Origin of the sequence: Paenibacillus hubeiensis (genome assembly GCF_032334105.1) — a bacterium.
Taxonomy (GTDB): domain Bacteria; phylum Bacillota; class Bacilli; order Paenibacillales; family Paenibacillaceae; genus Paenibacillus; species Paenibacillus hubeiensis.
Map to the genome: position 1 here is coordinate 458,411 of NZ_JAVYAE020000001.1, position 20,955 is coordinate 479,365.

The window sequence follows — 20,955 nt, forward strand, 5'->3', positions numbered from 1 at the left end:
TATCATTCAGCTGCCCATGCCATCAACGGAAAGGAAATTTCATTCCCTTGCCCAAGCCTTTGAGCTGCTTCATCGCTTTGTTTTTACCGCCTTTAGGGCCCATCATGTCGGACAATTGCTTCATCATGCGCCGCATTTCATCGAATTGCTTAATCAGGCGGTTGACTTCCGCAAGCGAAGTTCCGCTGCCTGTTGCAATCCGTTTCCGGCGGCTGTGGTTGATGAGGTCCGGATTTCGTTTCTCTTCCGTTGTCATCGAGAACACGATCGCTTCGATGCGTCCCATTTGTTTGTCATCGACTTTAAGGTCCTTGGCTTGTTTCATCTTGCCCATGCCGGGTATCATGTCCATGATCTGGTCGATCGGTCCCAGCTTTTTCACCTGATCCATTTGCTCCAGGAAATCCTCGAACGTAAATTCGGCATTACGCATTTTACGTTCCATTTCCTTCGCTTTTTCGGTATCGATGTTGGACTGGGCTTTCTCGATCAATGAGAGCATGTCGCCCATCCCCAGAATACGGGATGCCATTCGTTCCGGATGGAAAGGCTCCAGTGCATCAAGCTTTTCGCCGAGCGAAGCAAACTTGATCGGGCAACCGGTAACGGCTTTTACCGACAAAGCGGCACCGCCGCGCGTATCGCCATCCAGCTTGGTCAGAACAACGCCGGTCAACTCAAGCTGGTTGTTGAAATGCTCAGCCACGTTAACGGCATCCTGACCCGTCATGCTGTCCACGACAAGCAGTACTTCGTCCGGATTTACCGTGCTATGGATCTGGCGCAATTCCTCCATCAACTGTTCATCGACGTGCAGGCGGCCTGCCGTATCGATAATGACGTAATCATTGCCGTTCTCCTTGGCGTGCTGCAAACCTTGGCGAGCAATCTCGACCGGGCTTGTCTGGTCTCCCAGGCTAAAGACCGGAGCCTTCAGCTGCTCACCGAGCACCTGCAGCTGCTTGATGGCTGCCGGACGATAAATGTCGCCCGCCACCAACAATGGACGGCTGTTTTGCTTCTGCAGCATTTTGGCAAGTTTGCCGGATGTGGTCGTTTTCCCCGCACCCTGCAAACCGACCATCATGATCACCGTCGGCGGTTTGTTGGCCTTGGCCAGCTTGGACTGGCTTCCGCCCATCAGCTCCGTCAACTCTTTGTTAACGATGTCGATGATGACCATGCCTGGCGTAAAGCTGTCCATCACTTCTTTGCCGACAGCCTTTTCTTTCACCTTGGCGATGAATTCCTTGACCACTTTGAAGTTTACGTCCGCTTCGAGCAATGCCAGACGAACCTCGCGCATCGCTTCGGCAACATCTTCTTCGGACACTTTGCCTTTGCCGCGCAGCTTGCTGAACACATTTTGCAGTCGGGTCGTCAATCCTTCAAATGCCATGATCCCACCTCCTTAGCCTTTATACTGTTTCATACCGATTTGGTTTCATCCAGGATTGCCGATCAATCCGCTAACTGACGAACCAGATCGTTTATTTGTTTGTCGTTATCCACGGAAACGCCTGCGCGTTCCAATGCCATTCGCAATTGTTCCAAAGTACGGCCGCGCCGTTCATGCTTCTCCAGCAAGCCCAGCTTGCTTTCGTAGTTTTCCAGCACCTGCTCCGCACGCTTGATATGCTCATATACCGCCTGGCGGCTGATCTCGAACTCGGCAGCAATCTCACCGAGCGAGAAGTCATCATGAAAGTAATACTTCAAAAATGTTTGCTGCTTCTCCGTAAGCAATGGCTCATAGAAAGCAAATAGCAAGTTTATCCGGTTTGTCTTGTCCAGCCGGTTCTCTTGACTCACATCGGGGCACTCCCTTCGTCAAGGAAAAACACTTTACACTCTTGCAACGTTCCTTATCATACCCAAAACAAAACCGGATGTCAAGCAAAAATACTTGTCACAATCTTTTTTCCTTCACGAAGCAAAAAACGAACCGTTTCCGGCACGGAAAACGATTCGTTTTTCTCCGATTTTAACGCAGTGGCGTGAGGTATAACAGCACCGCGAAGAAATGAAGAATGCTGCCTGCAAGCACGAACAAATGCCAAATCGCATGGTGGTAAGGGAAACCGCGCCACACATAAAACAGCGTTCCGAGCGTGTACATGATTCCCCCGGCCACCAGAAGCGTAATGCCGCCGGTAGGTACAGCTGCCACCAGCGGCTGCCAGGCAATAACGATCAACCAGCCCATTGCGAGGTAAAACAACGTGGACATGAACAAAAACCGTTTCGTGAAAAACGCCTTGAAAATGACGCCCGCCAAGGCGATGCCCCAAATAACGCCGAACAAGGTCCATCCAAGCGTTCCGCGCACTGCCACGAACAAAAACGGCGTATAGGTACCTGCAATGAAAAGGTAGATGGATGAATGGTCAAAAAACTCGAACAAATCTTTGGCCTTGCCCTCCTTCAGGGCATGGACCATGGTTGAGTTGGTGTACAGCAGCAGCATCGTAATACCGTAAATCGTGAAGCTGACGACATGCCATACAGTGCCTTTCATGCTTGAAAATACGATGAGCAGCACCAATGCAGCCACGCTAAGGGCGGCGCCGATGCCATGGGTCACGGCATTGGCGACTTCCTCGCGGCGGGAATAGGTATAGGTGTTGGCCATATCAACCGTCCTTTCTAATCCTGGCTTTCATTTCCTGTTTAGTCCATTATACACCGATTGCCGCTGTCCATGGCACGCGAGGTTTCCATTCATCAACGGCAATCAGGGTAATCTATATAAGTTGAACATCAACCAATATAGGTATCATTGTACTACGATTCGTTTGTATCTTCCTTCTTCTCGTCGTCGGCAGACTGCTCCTGGATTAATCCGGCAAAGAGCGCATGAACGAACTGCTCCGAATCGAACGGCTGAAGATCATCGATTTTTTCGCCCAAACCGACCAGTTTGACCGGAAGGTCAAGCTCCTGGCGGATCGCTACCACGATTCCACCTTTGGCTGTGCCGTCCAGTTTGGTCAACACCAGACCCGTAACTCCGCTTTTCTCGCCGAACAGCTTGGCTTGGCTAAGTGCATTCTGGCCTGTGGTCGCGTCAAGCACCATCAGCACTTCGTGCGGAGCGTCGGGAATTTCGCGCTGGATGACACGATAGATTTTGTTCAGCTCTTCCATCAGGTTCGATTTGTTTTGCAGACGGCCTGCCGTATCGCACAGCAGCACGTCCACTCCCCGCTGTTTCGCCGCTTGAACGGCATCATACATGACCGCAGCCGGATCGGAACCTGCCTGCTGTTTGATGACTTCAACGCCGGCGCGTTGTCCCCATACCTCCAGCTGTTCAATCGCCCCGGCACGGAATGTATCTCCAGCAGCCATCATGACCTTTTTGCCCTGTTGTTTGAAACGATGGGCCAGTTTGCCGATGGTCGTCGTTTTGCCCACGCCGTTGACCCCGACAAACAAAATAACCGTGATCCCATCCGGATTCATTCTCAATTCGCTGTTTTGCTCCCCGCGGAGCAGGTCTTTCAGCTTCTCCGACAGCACCGGCTGCAGCTCTGCCGCATCCTCGATTCTGCGCTTCTTCACTTCGTCGCGCAGGTCGTCGATCAGCGTCAAAACTGTGTTCACCCCTACGTCGGCACCGATCAGGATCTCTTCGAGTTCCTCATAGAACTCCTCGTCGATTTTTTTGCGGCGGATGACCAGGTCGGTTACCTTTTCCACAAGCCCTTTGCGCGTTTTTTCCAAACCGTCCTTGAACTGCTTCGTCACCGACTCCGCTTTGTTTGCAATGCTATCCTTCAGCCTTTTAAAGAAACTCATAAAGCCCCTCCATCGTGTTAGAGACTGCGACGAAATACCTTACGAATGTCATCGCAGCTCCTTAGTTGATTCGTTTTAAATACAGCTTGCCTTTTCCGGCATTTATGCGATTACGGCCTCTTCATCCTCCAGTTTGACCGAAACCAGCTTGGAAACGCCGCCTTCCTCCATCGTGACTCCGTACAGCACGTCGGCCTCTTCCATCGTGCCTTTGCGATGGGTAACCACGATAAACTGCGTCTGCTCCGAGAACTCGCGCAAATATTGGGCAAAACGCACCACGTTTGCTTCGTCCAGCGCAGCCTCGACCTCGTCGAGCACGCAGAACGGAACCGGCTTGACGTGCAGGATGGCAAACAGAAGCGCCATTGCGGTCAATGCCCGTTCACCGCCGGACAAGAGCTGCAGGTTTTGCAATTTTTTGCCCGGAGGCTGGGCGACGATATCGATGCCCGTTTCCAACAGACGTTCAGGGTCCATCAATACGAGATCGGCGCGTCCTCCGCCAAACAATTTGCTGAACACCGTGCCGAATTCGCGGCGAATGGCATCAAACGTTGATTTGAACCGTTTGGCCATCTCGTCCTCCATCTCGCGGATCACCTGATACAGCGTCGTTTTGGCTTCCACCAGGTCATTCTTCTGATCGTTCAGGAATTCATAACGCTCGTTGACCCGCTGGAATTCTTCAATGGCACCCAGGTTGACATCGCCCAGGTCGGCAATGCTCCGTTTAAGCTTCTGAACTTCCTGCCTCGTGCCTTCCACGTCTTCAGGTACAGGATATCGCTCTTTGGCCAGCTCGTAGCCAAGCTCGTATTCATCGGTCAGCTTGCGCAAAATGCTCTCCAGCTCGACATCCAGACGATTGACGGATATTTCCGTCTGGCGCATCTGCTCTTCCACCGCTTTGAGCTGAACCCGCTGCTCCTTCGTCTCGCTTTCGGCGAGCTCAAGCTTTTTCGACAATTCGCTCCGGGCGGCGCGCTTAAAGTCCAATTCGCGGGAAGACTCCGCTTTTTTCAGCTTGAACCGGTTCAGGTCTTCGATCTGCTTCACGCTGTCCTGTTCCGTCTTCTTCAGGTCCGCTTCCATTGATGCAAGCAAGGTGCTATTTTGTTTCAATTCCTTCTCCAGGGAGGAAACTTCCCGTTCGAGGCGCCGCAGCTGTTCCTCATTCGAGAAACGCTCCTGATCCAGTTTCCCTTCCCGAACTTTCAGCTCGGTCAGCTGGGTCTGCAGTTCTTCCTTGGCCGATTCGTTCGCTTTGCGGGCAAATTCGGCAGCATGGATCGCCCGATGCGTCGCTTTCTCTTCTTCTTCGAGCTCTTCAAGCTTTTTGACTGCATCCGCCCGGGCCGCGTCCAGGTCTTTGAGCTCCTCGGTAAACCCGCTCTTCTCCTGTCCGGCGACAGCGACTTGCTCCAGCACGTGGCGAAGCTCATGCTCCACTTGTTTCATCTCCATGGACGCCTGCTGCTCTTCGTTTCTCGTCACGTCCCCGGATTGACGCAGCTCATCCAGCTTGTCCTGGCATTGCTCCAATTGGGACTTTATGTCCTCCACGCCTTGGTGCAGCTTCCTGATCTGCTGTTCGGTATCCAAAATATCCTGATCCAGCTGATCCAGCTGGCGTTTTCGGCTGAGCAGACTGGAATTTTTTTTATGCTGGCTTCCCCCGGTCATGGAACCGCCCGCATTCACCACGTCGCCTTCGAGCGTAACTACCCGGAAACGATACTGGCAGCGTGCGGCAATTTTGTTGGCATGCTCCAGCGTCTCCGCAATGATGACATTGCCAAGCAGACTGCCTATAATGGCCGCATAACGTGAGTCGTAATGGACCAGATCAGCTCCGATTCCGACATAACCGTCCATGCCTTCGATCATGGAACGCTCTCCGGCACCGATTGCGCGCGGCCGGATGACGTCCAGCGGGAGAAAGGTGGCCCGTCCAAGCTGGCGCTGCTTCAAGAAAGCGATAGCCTGCCTGGAGACCGATTCGTTCTCCATGACGATATGCTGCAGCGATGCCCCCATGGCCGTCTCGACGGCAAGTTCGATCCGCTCAGGCACCTGAACCAATTCGGCCACGGCGCCGTGGACGCCGTTCAGCACGCCTTTGCGCGATGCCTTCAGCACTTCCTTGACACCCAGCATGAATCCGTCGAAGTCATCCTGCATTTCTTTCATCGTATCCCGGCGTGAAATCTGCGCCTCGCGTTTTTGCTCCCATTTCCGGACCGTGCCCCGGCTCTCTTCGAGCAGCTTCTGCAAAGAATTCAGCCGTTCGCTTTCCGAAATATATCCGCTGCGTAGATCACCGATTTGTTTGCCTAGCTGCGCAACCTTTTTCTGGATTTCGGCCTTGCGGCGTTCCAGAACTTCCTTTTGGCCCTCCCATTTGCCGGACTCCTCGGAAGCGCGGTTCATTCGGCGCTCCAGATTTTCCTTCTGCTGGTCCACGTAACGAATTTCGTTGCGCGCCTGGGCCATCTGGTTCATCAGCTCCAGCAAATTGCCCTTCAGGCTTTCTTCCTGCTGCTGGCTGATGCCGCCGGTAACGCCGACCAGCTTCGCCTCCTCTTCGGAAAGCCGATTCCGCACGTCGGCGAGCTCGCGTTCCAGCGCAGCGTACTTCTCGCGCAAGGCAATGAGTTCTGCCTTGCGTTCCCGGTGTCTTTCCTCGCTCGATTCCAGGCTCGTCCGCAGTTGTTCGCGATTCGTCTGCAGATGGCGAAAACGTTCTTTCAACAGCTCGCCATGCCCTTCGCTTTTCTCCGTCGCTTCGCTGTATTGCAACAATTCTGCCTGAAGCTGCTCCACTTCTGACTCCAGCAGGCGCAAGGCGTTCCGGTCGCTCTCCAGCTTGGCATCATGCGTGGAAACGATCGCAGCCAACCCGACTTCTTCTTCCTTCAATGCTTCCAGACGCGCATTGGCCTTGCTCCAGGAGGCATGGATCTGTTCGATTTGGTACACGTACATGGAAATTTCCTTGGATTTCAACTGCCCACGCAACTCTTTATAGTGGATCGCCTTTTCGGATTGCTCCTTCAGCGGGCCAATCTGATCCTCCAGCTCGGTGACCAGGTCATGGATGCGCAGCAAATTCTGTTCTGTTTCATCGAGCTTGCGCGTGGCGTCCCGTTTGCGCGTTTTGTATTTGACGATTCCCGAAGCCTCTTCGAAGATGCCTCTCCGGTCCTCGGAACGGGTGCTCAATATTTCCTCGATTCTTCCCTGTCCGATGATGGAATAGGCCTCTTTTCCGATGCCGGTATCCATAAACAGTTCGGTAATATCCTTCAGCCTGCAGGCTTGTTTGTTAATAAAATACTCGCTGTCTCCGCTGCGATGCACGCGGCGGGTTACCGTCACTTCACCAAAATCCAGGGACAGCGCATGATCCTCATTGTCCAGCGTCAAGGAAACCTCGCCGTAATTGACGGCTTTCCTGGCATCACTGCCGGCAAAAATGATATCTTCCATTTTGCCGCCGCGCAGCGATTTGGCGCTTTGCTCTCCAAGCACCCAGCGGATCCCGTCGGAAATGTTGCTTTTCCCGCTCCCGTTGGGACCTACCACCGCGGTAATGCCGCGGACAAATTCCATTTCCGTTTTGTCGGCGAATGACTTGAATCCACCCAATTCAATACGTTTCAGAAACATCGGGCTTCCCGTCACCTCCTCCGTTTTCGTGTAAAAAGTTAAATTCGCGCCGGCAAGTACTCACCGGCTTTCACGTGTCCGTCTTACAAAAAAAAGAGCAAAAAGCAGTCCGGCCGGTCATTTCCGCCGGGGCGGACCCACGGGCTGCTCTTTGCTCTTCGTTTGTCTGTACGCACACGGTCAAGCTCAGGCCTCCGGCAGCTTCAAGCGCTCCAGAGCCGCAGATGCAGCCTGCTGCTCGGCTTCCTTTTTGGATCGTCCTGTGCCTCTGCCAAGCCGTTCTTGACCCATTAGGACCTCGGAGACAAACTCCCGTTCATGGGCAGGTCCCCGTTCCTCCACAATGCGGTATTCAAGGACACCCATATTATGATGCTGAGTAAGTTCCTGCAGTTCCGTCTTAAAGTCGCTGACCTGCAGCTTGCCGCCCGGGACAATCAACGGAAACACATGTTTTTCCAAAAACGTTCTTACGGGTTCCAGTCCTTGGTCGAGATACAACGCGCCAATGAAAGACTCGAACACGTCAGCGAGCAATGCCGGCCGCGTTCTACCACCCGTCAGTTCTTCTCCCTTGCCGAGAAGAACGTACTGTCCAAAACCGAGAACTTCAGCAAATTTGACCAGGGAAGGTTCGCATACGATAGATGCCCGAAGTTTGGTCAGTTCACCTTCCGGCCGATCAGGATACAGTTGATACAAGTATTCCGATACGGTCAGCTCAAGCACCGCATCGCCCAGAAATTCCAGGCGTTCGTTGTCCTGATGCTGACTGAACCGGTGTTCGTTTACATAAGAAGCATGGGTAAACGCTTGTTTTAAGAGCTGCCTGTTGTCAAATTTGATTTGAAGTTTTTGCTGTAACTGCTTCAGATCTTCACTCAAACGAACTAGCCCCTTATGCTTCGAATTTTTTGAGAATGATGGTTGCGTTGTGACCGCCAAATCCAAATGAGTTGGACATAACAACATTGATATCCGCTTGGCGAGGAACGTTAGGCACGTAGTCCAGGTCACATTCAGGATCTTGGTTGTCCAGATTGATGGTCGGCGCAATCGTCTGGTGCGCCAGCGTCAAACCGCAAATGACGGCTTCCACGCCTCCTGCCGCGCCCAGCATATGGCCCGTCATCGACTTGGTGGAGCTCACCGCCAGCTTGTACGCATGGTCTCCAAATGCCTTTTTGATGCCCGTCGTTTCGGAAAGGTCACCCGCAGGCGTCGATGTGCCATGTGCGTTGATGTAATCCACGGCTTCCGGCTCGATGCCTGCACTGCGAAGAGCCATCTTCATGCAGCGTGCCGCGCCGTCAGGATCAGGATCGGTCATATGATGAGCATCACCTGTAAGGCCATACCCGATGACTTCGCCATAGATGCGCGCTCCGCGCTTCTGGGCATGCTCCAGCGATTCCAGGATCAGAATGCCCGCACCCTCGCCCATCACGAAACCGTCGCGACCGGTATCGAAAGGACGGCTTGCTTTTTCCGGCTCATCATTGCGCGTGGACATGGCGCGCATGGCGCAAAATCCCGCAAGGCCCGTCGGACGGATCGTCGCTTCGGCACCGCCGCAGATCATCGCGTCGGCGTCGCCGTTCGCAATCAGCTTGAAGGAATCACCAATGGAATGAGTTCCTGTTGCGCAAGCCGTGACCACGTTGATGTTCGGTCCTTTGGCGCCCAGGGAGATGGACATCTGGCCTGATGCCATATTGGAGATCATCATCGGAATGAAGAACGGACTTACCCGTTTAGGGCCTTTTTGCAGGAGCGCATTATGCTGGTCCTCCCATGTGCCCAATCCGCCGATGCCCGAACCGATGGACACGCCGAAACGTTCTGCATCAATATTTTCGTTGATTTTCAAACCACTGTCTTCAACGGCTTTGAAACCCGCAGCAACGGCAAACTGAACAAAACGGTCCATTTTGCGCGCATCTTTGCGATCCATGTAATCTTCCGGATTAAAATCCTTGATCTCTGCCGCGATCTGTGTGGTGTATTCACTCACATCAAAAGCCTCGATCTTGGAGACGCCGGACTTTCCTGCCATCAGGTTGCCCCAGAACGTTTCCAAATCCTTTCCGAGCGATGTCATGACGCCCATACCGGTAATTACGACTCTTTGTTTCAAACCGACTCACCTCTATATCGACTGCGTATACGCACGTATTTTGTGGGAATATCCGCAGGCAATCCGGTCCTCTGTCCGAAGACGCCGCGTAATCACCTGCGGAATGAGAAAAACCGATGAATGATGAGAAGTCCCGCCGTTCGAAAACAGGTGCGGGACTAAATTGACTTTAGGTATGAGATTGTATGTAGTTTACAACTTCACCTACGGTCGTAATTTTTTCTGCATCTTCATCAGAGATTTCCAAATCGAATTCATCTTCCAATTCCATAACCAATTCTACTACGTCGAGAGAATCAGCTCCCAAGTCTTCCTTGAAAGATGCTTCAAGTGTAACTTCAGCCTCGTCTGCGCCCAAGCGGTCGACGACGATGCGTTTTACACGCTCCAATACATCGGACATCCGGTTCACCTCCTCCTTGGTATTATACGAGAATCGCAAGCAAAATGCCATAGAAGACATATGCGGTCCCCGGCCGGGGAACCCAACCTTTTTCCGGCATTTGCGGATCGTCCAGCGTCTGTTCCCCGGGCATGCGTTCAAGTCCGGGAAGAACTACATGTACATGCCGCCATCGACATGCAGCGTCTGCCCTGTCATATAAGAAGAAGCATCCGAAGCGAGGAATGTCACCACGCCGGCAATTTCATCCGGCTGGCCAAGACGGGCAAGCGGAATGCCGCTTAACATGCCATCGACCAGCTCTTGTGACAGTTCCTTGGTCATATCGGTTTCAATGAAGCCCGGTGCCACGCAATTGACCGCAATACCGCGGGATGCCAATTCGCGGGCAGACGCCTTCGTCAAACCGATGACCCCTGCTTTCGCAGCGACATAGTTAGCTTGCCCTGCATTTCCAAGCACGCCGACAACGGAGGAAATGTTGATGATTTTGCCTGAACGCTGTTTCATCATTGGACGTGTCACTGCTTTCAAGCAATTGAACACCCCTTTGAGATTCGTCTCGATCACCTGATCGAACTCTTCCTCTTTCATGCGCATGATCAGGTTGTCGCGAGTAATTCCGGCGTTATTCACCAGAATGTCCACATTGCCCCATGCTTCAATCGTAGCTTTCACCATTTGTTCGGCTTCATCCATCACGCCCACATTCGCTTGAACCGTTATGCTCTTCACGCCTTTGGCACGAATCGCTTCAGCCACCTCTTCCGCAGCAGCCTGGCTTCCTGCATAGTTCACGGCCACGTTAGCCCCGGCCTCCGCCAGCGCAAGCGCAATGCTGCGTCCGATGCCTCGGGAGGCACCCGTAACAAGCGCGTTTTTTCCTTCCAATGGTTTGGACATAGTCAGTCCTCCTTTCCCAGAGTATCCGATCGGCTCAGGATTGCAGCGCAGCCGCGGTTGCTTCCAGCGTTTCAAGGCTGTTCACGTTGTAGAGGCTGACGGTTTTATCTGTCTTTTTAATCAAACCTGTCAGCACGCTGCCTGAACCGATTTCCACAAAAGTATCGACGCCTTGTTCGATCAGCCATGTCACACTGTCTTCCCATAATACGGGAGAATAGACCTGTTCCGTCAACAATTGCGGGATTTTACCGTCTTCGGCAGGTCTTGCCGTTACATTGGCCACGACAGGCACACGCGCCGGAGAAAATGTAACGCCACTCAGTTTATCTGCCAGTTTATTAGCAGCTTCCTTCATCAACGAGGAATGGAACGGACCGCTAACCTCCAACGTAATGGCGCGTTTGCCGCCAGCTTCTTTCACCCGTTCAGCGACGGCAGCAACGCCTTCCTTCACGCCCGAGATGACAATCTGGCCCGGACAGTTCATATTTGCGAGTTCCACGGCATGACCACCAACCGATACGTCCCGGCAAAGCACCCCCAGCGCTTCCCGATCCGCACCCAGCACGGCTGCCATCGCTCCTTGACCTCCAGGTACAGCTTGTTCCATATACTGGCCGCGCGCACGCACAATGCTCACGGCATCCGCGAAAGTCAGTACATCGGCTGCAACCAATGCGCTGTATTCGCCAAGACTGTGTCCAGCCACGTAGTCAGGCTCGATCCCTTTTTCTTTGAAAGCCTCAAGCAAGGCAATGCTTGCCGTCAACAGAGCCGGCTGTGTATTCGATGTCTGTTTCAGCTCGGTATCCGGACCTTCAAAAATCAATGAACTCAGCGAAAAGCCAAGCGTCTCGTCCGCTGTACGGAAAATGTTCGCGGATGCAGGCACGTGATCATGAGCGTCCTTTGCCATCCCGACTGCCTGTGATCCCTGTCCGGGAAATACAAATGCTATTTTACCCATCTGATTCTTCTCTCCCAGCTTGTAATTTTACCAAACGAGTACGGACGCACCCCAAGTCAAACCGCCGCCGAAGCCGACCATCAGCACCGTGTCGCCTTCCTTCATGCGGCCTTCTTCCGCTGCTTCCACGAGGGCAAGCGGGATCGACGCAGCCGAAGTGTTGGCATATTTGTCCACGTTGACGACAACCTTCTCTTCCGGCAGCTCGAGCCGCTGCATCGCGGATTGAATAATGCGGATGTTGGCCTGATGCGGAACGAACAGATCGACATCTGTGCGATCCAGGCCCGCTTTCTCAAGCACGTCAACGGTTGCCGTCCCCATGACGCGCACCGCAAATTTGAACACCTCGCGCCCGTTCATGTAAATGTAATGCTGTTTGTTTTCGATCGTCTCGGCAGATGCAGGCAAACGCGAGCCGCCGCCTTCTAATTTCAACAAACCGCCTCCGGCACCTTCGGCTCCGAGATCGAACGATTTGAAGCCGCGGCCTTCCGGAACCTCACCCAGAATAACGGCTCCAGCTCCGTCTCCAAAGAGCACGCAGGTGTTGCGGTCCGTATAATCCGTGATGCGGGAAAGCGTATCGGCACCGATCACAAGGGCATTGTTGTACATGCCGCTTTGAATGAAACTCGTCGCTGTTGCCAGCCCGTACACAAAGCCGGAGCAAGCCGCAGACAGATCGAACGCTGCCGCGCCTTTGGCACCGAGCTTATCCTGCAGGATGCAAGCCGTCGACGGGAATGCGGAATCCGGCGTGATGGTGGCCACGATGATCAGGTCCAAATCGCCGCCTGTCATGCCGGCTGTTTCAAGCGCTTTGACGGCGGCTTCATAGGCCAGATCCGAAGTCGCCTGGTCCGGCGCCGCAATATGGCGCTCACGGATGCCCGTGCGGCTGACGATCCACTCGTCGTTGGTATCCACCATTTTTTCCAAATCGCTATTCGTCAAAATTTTCTCAGGGACATATTTACCAGTTCCAACAACCCCTACCGGGCGCAAATTATTCATGTCTTCACTCACTTCCCGCTAATTTCCTTGGATATGCTCTCCACCAGTTGATTCTGAATGGCGATTCTCGCCTGACGCACCGCGTTTTTGATCGCATTGCCATCCGCCGACCCATGGCTCTTCACAACGAGTTTGCTCAGGCCAAGCAGCGGCGCGCCCCCGTGCTCCGTGTAATCCAGTTTGCGTTTCAGCCCGCGCAGTTCAGGCATTAACACGGCAGCGGCGAGCTTGCTTTTTAAAGAAGATGAAAACTGCTCTTTGAGCAGTGAAAAGATCGCTCCAGCCGTACCTTCCATCGATTTCAGCAAAATGTTGCCGGCGAAACCGTCGCACACAAGCACGTCGCACTCAGCCGTCAGCACATCGCGCGCTTCCACGTTGCCTACGAAACGAATCGGCAGTTGCTCCAGCAAAGGATACGCGTTTTTGGTCAACTCGTTACCTTTCCCTTCTTCCGTGCCGACATTAAGCAGGCCCACTCGCGGCGAGTCGATGCCCTGAACTTTCTGGCGGTACAAGCTCCCCATGAGCGCATACTGGGCAAGATGCTCCGGTTTGGCATCCATATTGGCTCCCAAATCCAGCGCAAGCACGCCGACATCGTCGATCGTCGGAATCATCGGCGCAAGCGCGGGACGTTCAATGCCCTCCATGCGGCCTACAACCAACAACCCCGTCGTCATGAGCGCGCCGGTATTGCCGGCCGAAATCATGGCGTCTGCTTCGCCTTCCTTCAGCATGCGGCCGGCAACGACCATGGAAGCGTCTTTTTTGCGACGGACCGCCTTGACCGGTTCGTCGTCCGAACCGATCACTTCGGATGCGTGCCGCACAGACAAATTCGCAGGTTTCGTCGCTGCCTTGCTCAGGATCGGCTCCAGCCTGCCTTCGTCGCCGACCAATACGATCTGTGCGTCAGGCCATTCCGCGGCAGCGGACAACGCGCCTTCCACGGTTGCCGCAGGGGCGTTGTCGCCCCCCATGGCATCAATCACGATTCTCATTTCGAAGCCTCTCCTTCCGTATCTTCTCCACCCGAACGGTAGATCACAAAATTGCCCTGGAACACCATCTCTTCGCCAACATACGTGAACACTTCGACCTTAGCTTTCCCTTTCTGCCCAGGGATCGATCTTACGTAAGCCTTGGCAATGCACTTTTCGCCCAAATGAACGGAGCGCACAAAGCGTATGTCCGCCGAAGCCGTCAAAGCAATCTCGTCATTGATGACCGCGACCGCAAGGGAATTGGCCTGCGCGAACACATAGTGCCCGCGCGCAATGCCTGTCCGCGAAAATACGTGTTCTTCCCGGATCTCAAACAGGGAAATGCCGCTTTTATCCAATTGCAGGTCCACGATGTCACCAATGATCTCGTGCAGCGGAAGGGAACGCACCTGGTCATAGGAAAGCTCGGCCATCAGCTTCATCCGTTCGCGCAGCTCGGGTATTCCGAGCTCAAGCCTGTCGAGACGAATCGTCTGGATGCTCACCTTTAATTGGCGCGTTAGCTCTTGATCCGTTACAAACGGGTTGTCTTCGATCATTTTGGTTAACTGCTGCTGCCTCTGCTTTTTGGGTAAACGTTCGATGTCTGACACCCCCTGCTGAAATCTGTACCTGAAACCGGCCGTACCGAAGCAGGCCATTCAGGTGTATCCTGCCACTCCAATGTTCGTTGTTCGTTGCTATATTTGAATTCATCGCCGCCTACGCTAAAGGCAGCTTTGTCGCTTTCGTATCTATGTAACGTCAAATCTTAGAACCTGGTACTAAACTATAGTATATATCATACGCCGCCAAAAAGAAAGATGCACATCTTAAATCCGCTTGCCAATGGGACTTCCGGCCCGATTCACCGTCCACTGTATCCATTCTATCACTTTCGCTACGACGAAAACAAAAAAGTAGTACCTCACCGAAATGAGATACTACCCGGTTGTTGCTATTATTGAGAGATGATCTCTCTTGCTTTGTACGTTCCGCACACTTTGCACACGTGGTGAGCAAGCTTCAATTCGCCGCATTGTTCACATTTCACCATGCCCGGCACAGCCAATTTAAAGTGAGTACGACGTTTGTCGCGACGTGTCTTGGACGTTCTCCGTTGAGGTACTGCCATTATTCCCACCTCCTTATCAAAATCAACCTTTACAGGCAGTTCAAACTTTTCGATTTTCATTGATGCTCATTTGAAAAAATCTTTGAGCCCTGCAAGTCGCGGGTCGATAACTTCGTTATCGCAGCCGCAATCCCCTTCGTTCAGCTCATGGCCACACGTTGGGCAGAGCCCTTTGCATGTATCGCTGCATAGCGGTATAAACGGCAGGTTCAGCAGAAAAGCCTCTTCGGCGTACAGTTTCAGGTCGAATTGATCCTCATCCACATAGATGATATCATCGTCTTCCTCCATGTCCTCCGGCTGGTCTCCCTGCTTGAATTGCTCATGAAAATCAATATGAAGATGTTCGTTAACCGGCTTGAGACAACGGGAGCACAACATGTCCACTCCTGCCGTCAACGTGCCTTGAACATCCACCACGCCCCCCGATTCTGGCTGAACGGACAAATCCGCAGTCAGCGGGGTAACGGCTGTGATATCTTTTCGGTCAGAAACCAGTTGTGTGACATCCCACTGCTCATTAAAGCTTAAAGGTCTGCCGCTGGTTGCCGCTTTGCGAAACGACACTAACATTACCATCACTCCAGACGACCAATTTCATTATGAACCTAAGTCACTAGCTGCCAAATTTACAGAATGGACCCGCGCACCATGCGCTCCCGGTCCCTACTGTATGTATTCTGACCATGTGTCCGGAAAACCATAATGAAATGGACTTAACAAACAAAAATCATTATACCGATTTCCCGAGACGTTTGTCAACACTTTTAACTTTACACCCTTCTTGAAAACAGGCTTTCCCCGACGATGTCCTCCAATGCCGCCCAAAGACATCCTTGCAGACAAACGTCACGAAACATTTTCGCGATGATGTCCGTCACGCCTGATCTATTATATCGTTTTGGGCTTAGGTTGCAAACGGTATCGAATATGCCGAACACATCTGTTTCTTCTATAGGAATATCCATTTGGTCACAGATCGTTAATGATAAGTGTGATTTAGATCACACAGACGCCTTTATTTGAAAACTATACTTGCGTTACACCAGCGGCACTGATGCGTACCGCCAAGAGATGTAGTGATATTCAACCCTTTGCCAGGAGGTATTGCCCATGTTAAGCAATCATACGATCAACGTCATCAAATCCACGGTTCCCGTGCTCGAAGTCCACGGCGAAGCCATTACGCGCCATTTCTATCAAACGATGTTCGCCGCCCATCCCGAGCTGCTGAACGTATTCAACCATGCCAACCAGAAGCAGGGGCGTCAGCAAGCCGCGCTTGCCAACATGGTCTACGCCGCCGCCAAACATATCGATAACCTGCCCTCGATCCTGCCGGCCGTTCGCCAAGTCGCGCACAAACACCGCAGTCTGGGCATCACTCCGGAACAATACGCCATTGTGGGCAAATTCCTGCTGCAGGCGATTAAAGACGTGCTCGGCGATGCCGCGACGGATGAAATTCTCTCCGCTTGGGCGGATGCCTACGGCGTCATTGCCGATGCATTCATCGGCATTGAACGGGAGATGTATGCCGAAGCTGCAAGCCAGCCTGGCGGATGGCAAGGATTCCGCTCGTTCCGCGTCGCGAAAAAGGTGCCGGAGAGCGACCTGATCACTTCATTTTATCTCGTTCCGGAGGATGGATCTGCCATCGCTGCATTTGTTCCCGGACAGTACATCAGCGTAAAACTGACCCCGCCGGGGCAATCCAATACGCATATTCGCCAATACAGCCTTTCGGATGCACCCGGCAAACCGTATTACCGCATTTCCGTCAAACGGGAGCAGGGCACTTCGGAACGGCCTGACGGCGTCATCTCGAACCATCTGCACGATGACCTTGACGAGGGCAGTCTCGTCGAAGTTTCTGCGCCAGCCGGGGACTTCACGCTCGACCTGGCAGACCCGCGGCCTGTCGTGCTGCTCAGCGCCGGTGTCGGACTTACGCCGATGGTCAGCATGTTGAATGCACTGGTGCAAGCGGACGGCAATGCATCCGTTACTTTTGTACACGCGGCCCGCCATGGCCAGCTGCACGCTTTTCGGGAACATGTGGACACCTTAGCCGATACCCACGCCAACGTTCAAGCACACTACTGTTATACACAGCCATCGTCCACGGACAAGGAACAGCTTCGTTTCCAAAAGGAAGGTCATCTGGACGCTGCTTGGCTGAAATCGATCCTTCCTGAATCGGATGCTTCGGTTTACATGTGCGGACCTGTCTCGTTCATGCGCGATACGTATCAGGCACTACGCGAATTGGGAGTTGCGGAAGACCGCATTCATTACGAATTCTTTGGACCAAAGGCAAGTCTGGTCTCAGCTGCAGCAGAGAGCAGATAACCCTCAGCCACGTCTGACAAGACACGCCCTGCATCGAAAACGATGTCGGGAGCGTGTCTTTTTTGCCATTTGCGCATCTTCCGATTTGAACATGCATGGGCATTGCCCTATTATTGAACAAGATATGTGTTCAGCCAACCGAAACAGAGAAAGGAGCACGGGAACCTATGAAGGTTGTTGGCGTCATTGTGGAATACAACCCGCTGCATAACGGGCATGTTTATCATCTTGAAGAGGCCCGGCGGCTGAGCGGAGCGGACGCCGTGGTGGCCGTCATGAGCGGCCCTTTCCTTCAACGCGGGGAACCCGCGATCGTGGGCAAAAGGGCGCGCACCGAGATGGCGCTGCACGCAGGCGCCGATCTTGTGTTTGAATTGCCGGTGGCGTATGCGGTGCAGCCGGCGGAATGGTTTGCCTTCGGTGCGGTGTCCTTGCTGGACCGCACCGGGGTGGTGGACTCGCTCTGCTTTGGCAGCGAGTCCGGCGACCTGGACAGCCTGCAGCGCATCGCGCGCGTGCTGGCTGTGGAGCCCGCAGGGCTGCGCGAGGACATCGCGCGCCGCCTGCGGGAAGGCGCCAGCTACCCCGCCGCGTACGCAGGCGCGGCGGCAGCGCTGGCGCCCAGGGGCGTCGAGGCGGATGCCGCCGCCGCACTGCTCGGGCAGCCCAACAATTCGCTTGGGCTGCACTACCTGATCGCGCTGCAGCGGCTGGGCAGCGCGATCACGCCTTTGACGGCGGCGCGTACCGGTGCCGCCTACCACGAGGCGACGCCCGGACCGGGGGCGATCGCCAGTGCCACGGCCGTCCGCCGCCTGCTGCTGGCGGACGGGCCCGAAGCCGCCGCGCCGTACGTGCCGGCGGCTTCGCTTGCCATTCTGCGGCGCGAATGGCAGGAAGGGCGCGCTCCCGTGCATTGGGAGCGCCTGGCGCGGCCGCTGCTGCACATCGCGGCCACGCGCCGTGCCTCCGAGCTGGCGCGCATCGCCGAGGTCACGGAAGGCCTCGAACACCGGTTGGGCCGTGCCCTGGCCCAACTGCCGGATCCCAGCGTCGAAGCGCTGCTGGCCGCCCTCAAAACCAAACGTTATACGCGCACCAAGCTGCAGCGCATGCTTACCCATGTGCTGCTCAATCACGGCAAGGAAGAGCTGTCGCCCATGTCGTTATCCGAAGGTCCGGGTTATCTGCGCGTGCTCGGTTTCAATGCCACTGGCCAAACGTTATTAAAACAAATGAAAAAAACGGCCTCCTTGCCTGTGGTCATGAAACCTTCCGGCTTCACGCACCCTCACCTGGAAATGGATATCCAAGCACAGGCAGCATATGCCCTTGCATATGAACAGACAAGCTCCCGCATGATGTTCAGCGATTTTTTCGAGCCTCCGGTAAGGCTGTAATCCATCATGAAATCCCAAACATAATTGCTTCTATTTGAGCTGCAATGACAAAAAGGCTCGCGGTCATTCGTATGATTGCGGGCCTTCATTGGGTCTTTGATACCATTGCCGCTTGGTCATGGTCCACTTACTTACTTCGTGGTCCATTAGCCATTTGATCACTTGCTTACTGCCCCATCAGCCATTTGATCATTTTCAGTTTTGGACACTAGTCATTGGTTATTATATAGGTTGAACCAATGATTTTTACACAGAGACACTACGCGGTCAGAACCATCTTCCGATCGCTGTTATCCCCAGATTTCTTTGATCCCCTTGTTCAAGGGGAAAATCCGGTGATAAGCCTATGCTTCCGAAGCAGCTTTCTTTCAGAAAGCTTTTAGACCGCTTCGCTTCTCCAGATTCTTTCTGCCCTCTTCGTTATCGTGTAAATTTCCGGTTCAATCTATATAGTCATTCGTCATTCGTTATTCGTTATCAGTCATCCCGAGCTCTTACGAACCAAACACACCTTATTTCGCCATATTTCGCGTAATTCTGTGGCTTACGAACCTGACGCACCTTATTTCCGCATTTTAGCTGCATTCCAGCTCATTTCGTCACGTTTAGCGTGCCTGAAGTTCGTTACAGATTGCAACCCACGATCAGCTCCCGATAACGTGCCTAGGGTTCGTTAGAAATGAATAACGCCATCGACCTCCAGCGCATCATACTAAATTCCAGGGCAGAAATCGGCGCACAATATGCCAAACGAGGCAGATAAGGTCTCTGAGGAGGGGATATTTCGTCCTACCTGCGCACAGTAAAGGCTGCCTGCCGTAATGCATGAACCATTCCGCTGCGTTCAGACGCTTGTCTAACTTGCTCTGTGCCGTAAATCGTCCCAGGCCATCCTCGATCTCAGCCCGGCATGTCCCCTCTTTTAACGCAGTTTCGCGTCCCTTGGCACCTTGGAAAACCAAAAAGAGCGACCAGGTCAGGCAGCAGCCTGCTCCTTGATCGCTCTTTTTGCTGAAACGGGAATACACCCAAATGATCTATCGAAGTGAAATTAGCCTAATCAGGTTATTTTCCCGAAAAACTGTCCATCTGCCGAACATGATTTTACGATTTCACGGTCAATGTCTTCAAATAAGCCAATGCATCGTCTACCGTGCTCACGGGAACGATTTTCATTTTGCTGCCAATCTGCTCGGCTTTGGCCGCAGCATCCTTATAATTGTCCTGCGGGACAAAGAAAACCTCCGCATTTTTCCGGTCGGCGGCCACGATTTTGTGCACGACCCCGCCGATCGGGCCGACAACGCCGTCCTTCGTGATCGTACCCGTCCCGGCAATCCGGTGTCCATGGGTGAGGTCCCCTTGCGTCAACTGGTTATAAATTTCCAGCGTAAACATCAAACCAGCGGATGGACCGCCCACCCGGGTATCCGTAAACGTGATTTGTTTGCTGGAATCTTCCGGTTTGACCTTTTGCACGGTGCCGATCATCACGCCGAGCCCTGGCCGGGTTTCCCCGGTTTTGCTGTCCTTTACTTCCACCAGCTTCACGTCCCGGCTAATCGTCTCGCCGCCCCGTTCCAACTGCATTTCAACCGTGTCACCGACCTTCAGGTTTTTGAGTTGAGCCGAGAGCACCGTGTTGTCCGGGGTCGCCGTTCCGTTTACACCCAAGATGATGTCTCCCGGCGCGATGTCCCCCTGCGGTTTTGGATCTTCCGATAAACCGAACACAAATATATGCTCCGGTACGATGGCATATTTGATTCCTGCCTTCTCGTACGCGGCTTCCATGGCAGAAGACTGCGAATCGCTCATGAACCATACTTGCTCCGCCGAATATTCGGCCTCCGTTTTGCCCCGCAACCGATCCTCTTTCTTATCGATCTCGGCATTTTTGTTAAACAACGAGGCGCCGAGTAAAAACACGTTGGCATACGTGGCCGATACCGTCGTCATCATAAATGTCCCGCGTTCTTCGCTGTCCCCATCCTTCACGGTGACCATAGGTTTGACCTCATCCGCGCTGCCGGGCATGTAAATGATGTACGGCGTCGGCATGTACACCGTTACGTAAACGATCAGAGCGACCACGATCACGAAGATCGAAACTCTGAACCCGCCCGATTTCCGAATCCGATTCATTGCACCCCCCCGTTCTTAACGTTTCCTACGATAT

The 20,955-nt window shown here is 53.5% G+C and carries 18 protein-coding genes; 2 read left to right on the forward strand and 16 right to left on the reverse strand.

Features of this window, described 5'->3' with window-relative positions:
• Positions 1 to 22 precede the first annotated feature (22 nt).
• The 15 genes from ffh to RSX24_RS02235 all read right to left on the reverse strand — a co-directional run bounded on the left by ffh (position 23) and on the right by RSX24_RS02235 (position 15,597).
• Entirely contained in the window at positions 23 to 1,399 is a 1,377-nt protein-coding gene (gene ffh, locus RSX24_RS02165) for a signal recognition particle protein (protein ID WP_236417822.1), read from the reverse strand.
• A 62-nt stretch (positions 1,400 to 1,461) separates the two neighbouring features.
• Complete coding sequence (locus RSX24_RS02170) at positions 1,462 to 1,812, reverse strand: putative DNA-binding protein (RefSeq protein WP_236417823.1); 351 nt, start codon at positions 1,810 to 1,812, stop codon at positions 1,462 to 1,464.
• Between the two features lie 172 nt (positions 1,813 to 1,984).
• On the reverse strand, positions 1,985 to 2,632 hold the full coding sequence (trhA, locus tag RSX24_RS02175; RefSeq protein WP_339277427.1) for a PAQR family membrane homeostasis protein TrhA: 648 nt from the start codon (positions 2,630 to 2,632) through the stop codon (positions 1,985 to 1,987).
• A gap of 152 nt (positions 2,633 to 2,784) precedes the next feature.
• Positions 2,785 to 3,801: a signal recognition particle-docking protein FtsY gene (gene ftsY / locus RSX24_RS02180; protein ID WP_343259536.1), complete on the reverse strand. Its 1,017-nt coding sequence runs from the start codon at positions 3,799 to 3,801 to the stop codon at positions 2,785 to 2,787.
• Between the two features lie 102 nt (positions 3,802 to 3,903).
• Positions 3,904 to 7,473 carry a chromosome segregation protein SMC gene (smc, locus tag RSX24_RS02185; RefSeq protein WP_339277424.1) on the reverse strand — a complete coding sequence of 1,190 codons (3,570 nt, stop codon included), beginning with the start codon at positions 7,471 to 7,473 and terminating at the stop codon, positions 3,904 to 3,906.
• Positions 7,474 to 7,659: 186 nt separating this feature from the next.
• Entirely contained in the window at positions 7,660 to 8,358 is a 699-nt protein-coding gene (gene rnc / locus RSX24_RS02190; RefSeq protein WP_236417833.1) for a ribonuclease III, read from the reverse strand.
• Positions 8,359 to 8,371: 13 nt separating this feature from the next.
• Positions 8,372 to 9,610, reverse strand: a complete 1,239-nt coding sequence (fabF, locus tag RSX24_RS02195) for a beta-ketoacyl-ACP synthase II (RefSeq protein WP_339277422.1) — start codon at positions 9,608 to 9,610, stop codon at positions 8,372 to 8,374.
• Positions 9,611 to 9,779: 169 nt separating this feature from the next.
• Positions 9,780 to 10,013 carry an acyl carrier protein gene (acpP, locus tag RSX24_RS02200; protein ID WP_024630176.1) on the reverse strand — a complete coding sequence of 78 codons (234 nt, stop codon included), beginning with the start codon at positions 10,011 to 10,013 and terminating at the stop codon, positions 9,780 to 9,782.
• Between the two features lie 153 nt (positions 10,014 to 10,166).
• The gene (gene fabG, locus RSX24_RS02205; protein WP_343259537.1) at positions 10,167 to 10,916 is read right to left on the reverse strand and encodes a 3-oxoacyl-[acyl-carrier-protein] reductase; all 750 of its coding nucleotides are present in this window, start codon (positions 10,914 to 10,916) and stop codon (positions 10,167 to 10,169) included.
• Between the two features lie 34 nt (positions 10,917 to 10,950).
• Positions 10,951 to 11,886 carry an ACP S-malonyltransferase gene (gene fabD, locus RSX24_RS02210; RefSeq protein ID WP_343259538.1) on the reverse strand — a complete coding sequence of 312 codons (936 nt, stop codon included), beginning with the start codon at positions 11,884 to 11,886 and terminating at the stop codon, positions 10,951 to 10,953.
• Positions 11,887 to 11,913: 27 nt separating this feature from the next.
• Positions 11,914 to 12,903, reverse strand: a complete 990-nt coding sequence (locus RSX24_RS02215) for a beta-ketoacyl-ACP synthase III (protein ID WP_343259539.1) — start codon at positions 12,901 to 12,903, stop codon at positions 11,914 to 11,916.
• Between the two features lie 8 nt (positions 12,904 to 12,911).
• A complete protein-coding gene (plsX, locus tag RSX24_RS02220) occupies positions 12,912 to 13,907 on the reverse strand; it encodes a phosphate acyltransferase PlsX (RefSeq protein ID WP_343259540.1) in 996 nt (331 codons plus the stop codon).
• On the reverse strand, positions 13,904 to 14,449 hold the full coding sequence (gene fapR / locus RSX24_RS02225; protein ID WP_236418461.1) for a transcription factor FapR: 546 nt from the start codon (positions 14,447 to 14,449) through the stop codon (positions 13,904 to 13,906). The genes plsX and fapR overlap by 4 nt, the downstream gene beginning before the upstream one ends.
• 401 nt (positions 14,450 to 14,850) lie before the next feature.
• The gene (gene rpmF / locus RSX24_RS02230; RefSeq protein ID WP_090923906.1) at positions 14,851 to 15,024 is read right to left on the reverse strand and encodes a 50S ribosomal protein L32; all 174 of its coding nucleotides are present in this window, start codon (positions 15,022 to 15,024) and stop codon (positions 14,851 to 14,853) included.
• 66 nt (positions 15,025 to 15,090) lie between these two features.
• Positions 15,091 to 15,597, reverse strand: coding sequence for a YceD family protein (locus RSX24_RS02235; protein ID WP_236417844.1), 507 nt, complete (start codon positions 15,595 to 15,597; stop codon positions 15,091 to 15,093).
• Positions 15,598 to 16,137: 540 nt separating this feature from the next.
• On the opposite strand from RSX24_RS02235, the gene hmpA reads away from it, so the two are divergent.
• Positions 16,138 to 17,376: an NO-inducible flavohemoprotein gene (gene hmpA, locus RSX24_RS02240; RefSeq protein WP_343259541.1), complete on the forward strand. Its 1,239-nt coding sequence runs from the start codon at positions 16,138 to 16,140 to the stop codon at positions 17,374 to 17,376.
• Between the two features lie 167 nt (positions 17,377 to 17,543).
• The gene (locus RSX24_RS02245) at positions 17,544 to 18,776 is read left to right on the forward strand and encodes a nucleotidyltransferase (RefSeq protein WP_343259542.1); all 1,233 of its coding nucleotides are present in this window, start codon (positions 17,544 to 17,546) and stop codon (positions 18,774 to 18,776) included.
• Between the two features lie 1,104 nt (positions 18,777 to 19,880).
• Here the strand turns inward: RSX24_RS02245 and RSX24_RS02250 are convergent.
• Positions 19,881 to 20,921, reverse strand: coding sequence for a SepM family pheromone-processing serine protease (locus RSX24_RS02250; protein ID WP_236417852.1), 1,041 nt, complete (start codon positions 20,919 to 20,921; stop codon positions 19,881 to 19,883).
• Positions 20,922 to 20,955: the final 34 nt, after the last annotated feature.

Excerpts from the sequence above, each read along its gene's own strand:
- ffh (WP_236417822.1), bottom strand. The coding sequence starts at position 1,399 with ATGGCATTTGAAGGATTGACGACCCGACTGCAAAATGTGTTCAGCAAG.
- acpP (WP_024630176.1), bottom strand. The coding sequence starts at position 10,013 with ATGTCCGATGTATTGGAGCGTGTAAAACGCATCGTCGTCGACCGCTTG.
- trhA (WP_339277427.1), bottom strand. The coding sequence starts at position 2,632 with ATGGCCAACACCTATACCTATTCCCGCCGCGAGGAAGTCGCCAATGCC.
- smc (WP_339277424.1), bottom strand. The coding sequence starts at position 7,473 with ATGTTTCTGAAACGTATTGAATTGGGTGGATTCAAGTCATTCGCCGAC.
- fapR (WP_236418461.1), bottom strand. The coding sequence starts at position 14,449 with ATGATCGAAGACAACCCGTTTGTAACGGATCAAGAGCTAACGCGCCAA.
- ftsY (WP_343259536.1), bottom strand. The coding sequence starts at position 3,801 with ATGAGTTTCTTTAAAAGGCTGAAGGATAGCATTGCAAACAAAGCGGAG.
- RSX24_RS02245 (WP_343259542.1), top strand. The coding sequence starts at position 17,544 with ATGAAGGTTGTTGGCGTCATTGTGGAATACAACCCGCTGCATAACGGG.
- plsX (WP_343259540.1), bottom strand. The coding sequence starts at position 13,907 with ATGAGAATCGTGATTGATGCCATGGGGGGCGACAACGCCCCTGCGGCA.
- hmpA (WP_343259541.1), top strand. The coding sequence starts at position 16,138 with ATGTTAAGCAATCATACGATCAACGTCATCAAATCCACGGTTCCCGTG.
- RSX24_RS02215 (WP_343259539.1), bottom strand. The coding sequence starts at position 12,903 with ATGAATAATTTGCGCCCGGTAGGGGTTGTTGGAACTGGTAAATATGTC.
- RSX24_RS02235 (WP_236417844.1), bottom strand. The coding sequence starts at position 15,597 with ATGTTAGTGTCGTTTCGCAAAGCGGCAACCAGCGGCAGACCTTTAAGC.
- rpmF (WP_090923906.1), bottom strand. The coding sequence starts at position 15,024 with ATGGCAGTACCTCAACGGAGAACGTCCAAGACACGTCGCGACAAACGT.
- RSX24_RS02250 (WP_236417852.1), bottom strand. The coding sequence starts at position 20,921 with ATGAATCGGATTCGGAAATCGGGCGGGTTCAGAGTTTCGATCTTCGTG.
- fabG (WP_343259537.1), bottom strand. The coding sequence starts at position 10,916 with ATGTCCAAACCATTGGAAGGAAAAAACGCGCTTGTTACGGGTGCCTCC.
- fabD (WP_343259538.1), bottom strand. The coding sequence starts at position 11,886 with ATGGGTAAAATAGCATTTGTATTTCCCGGACAGGGATCACAGGCAGTC.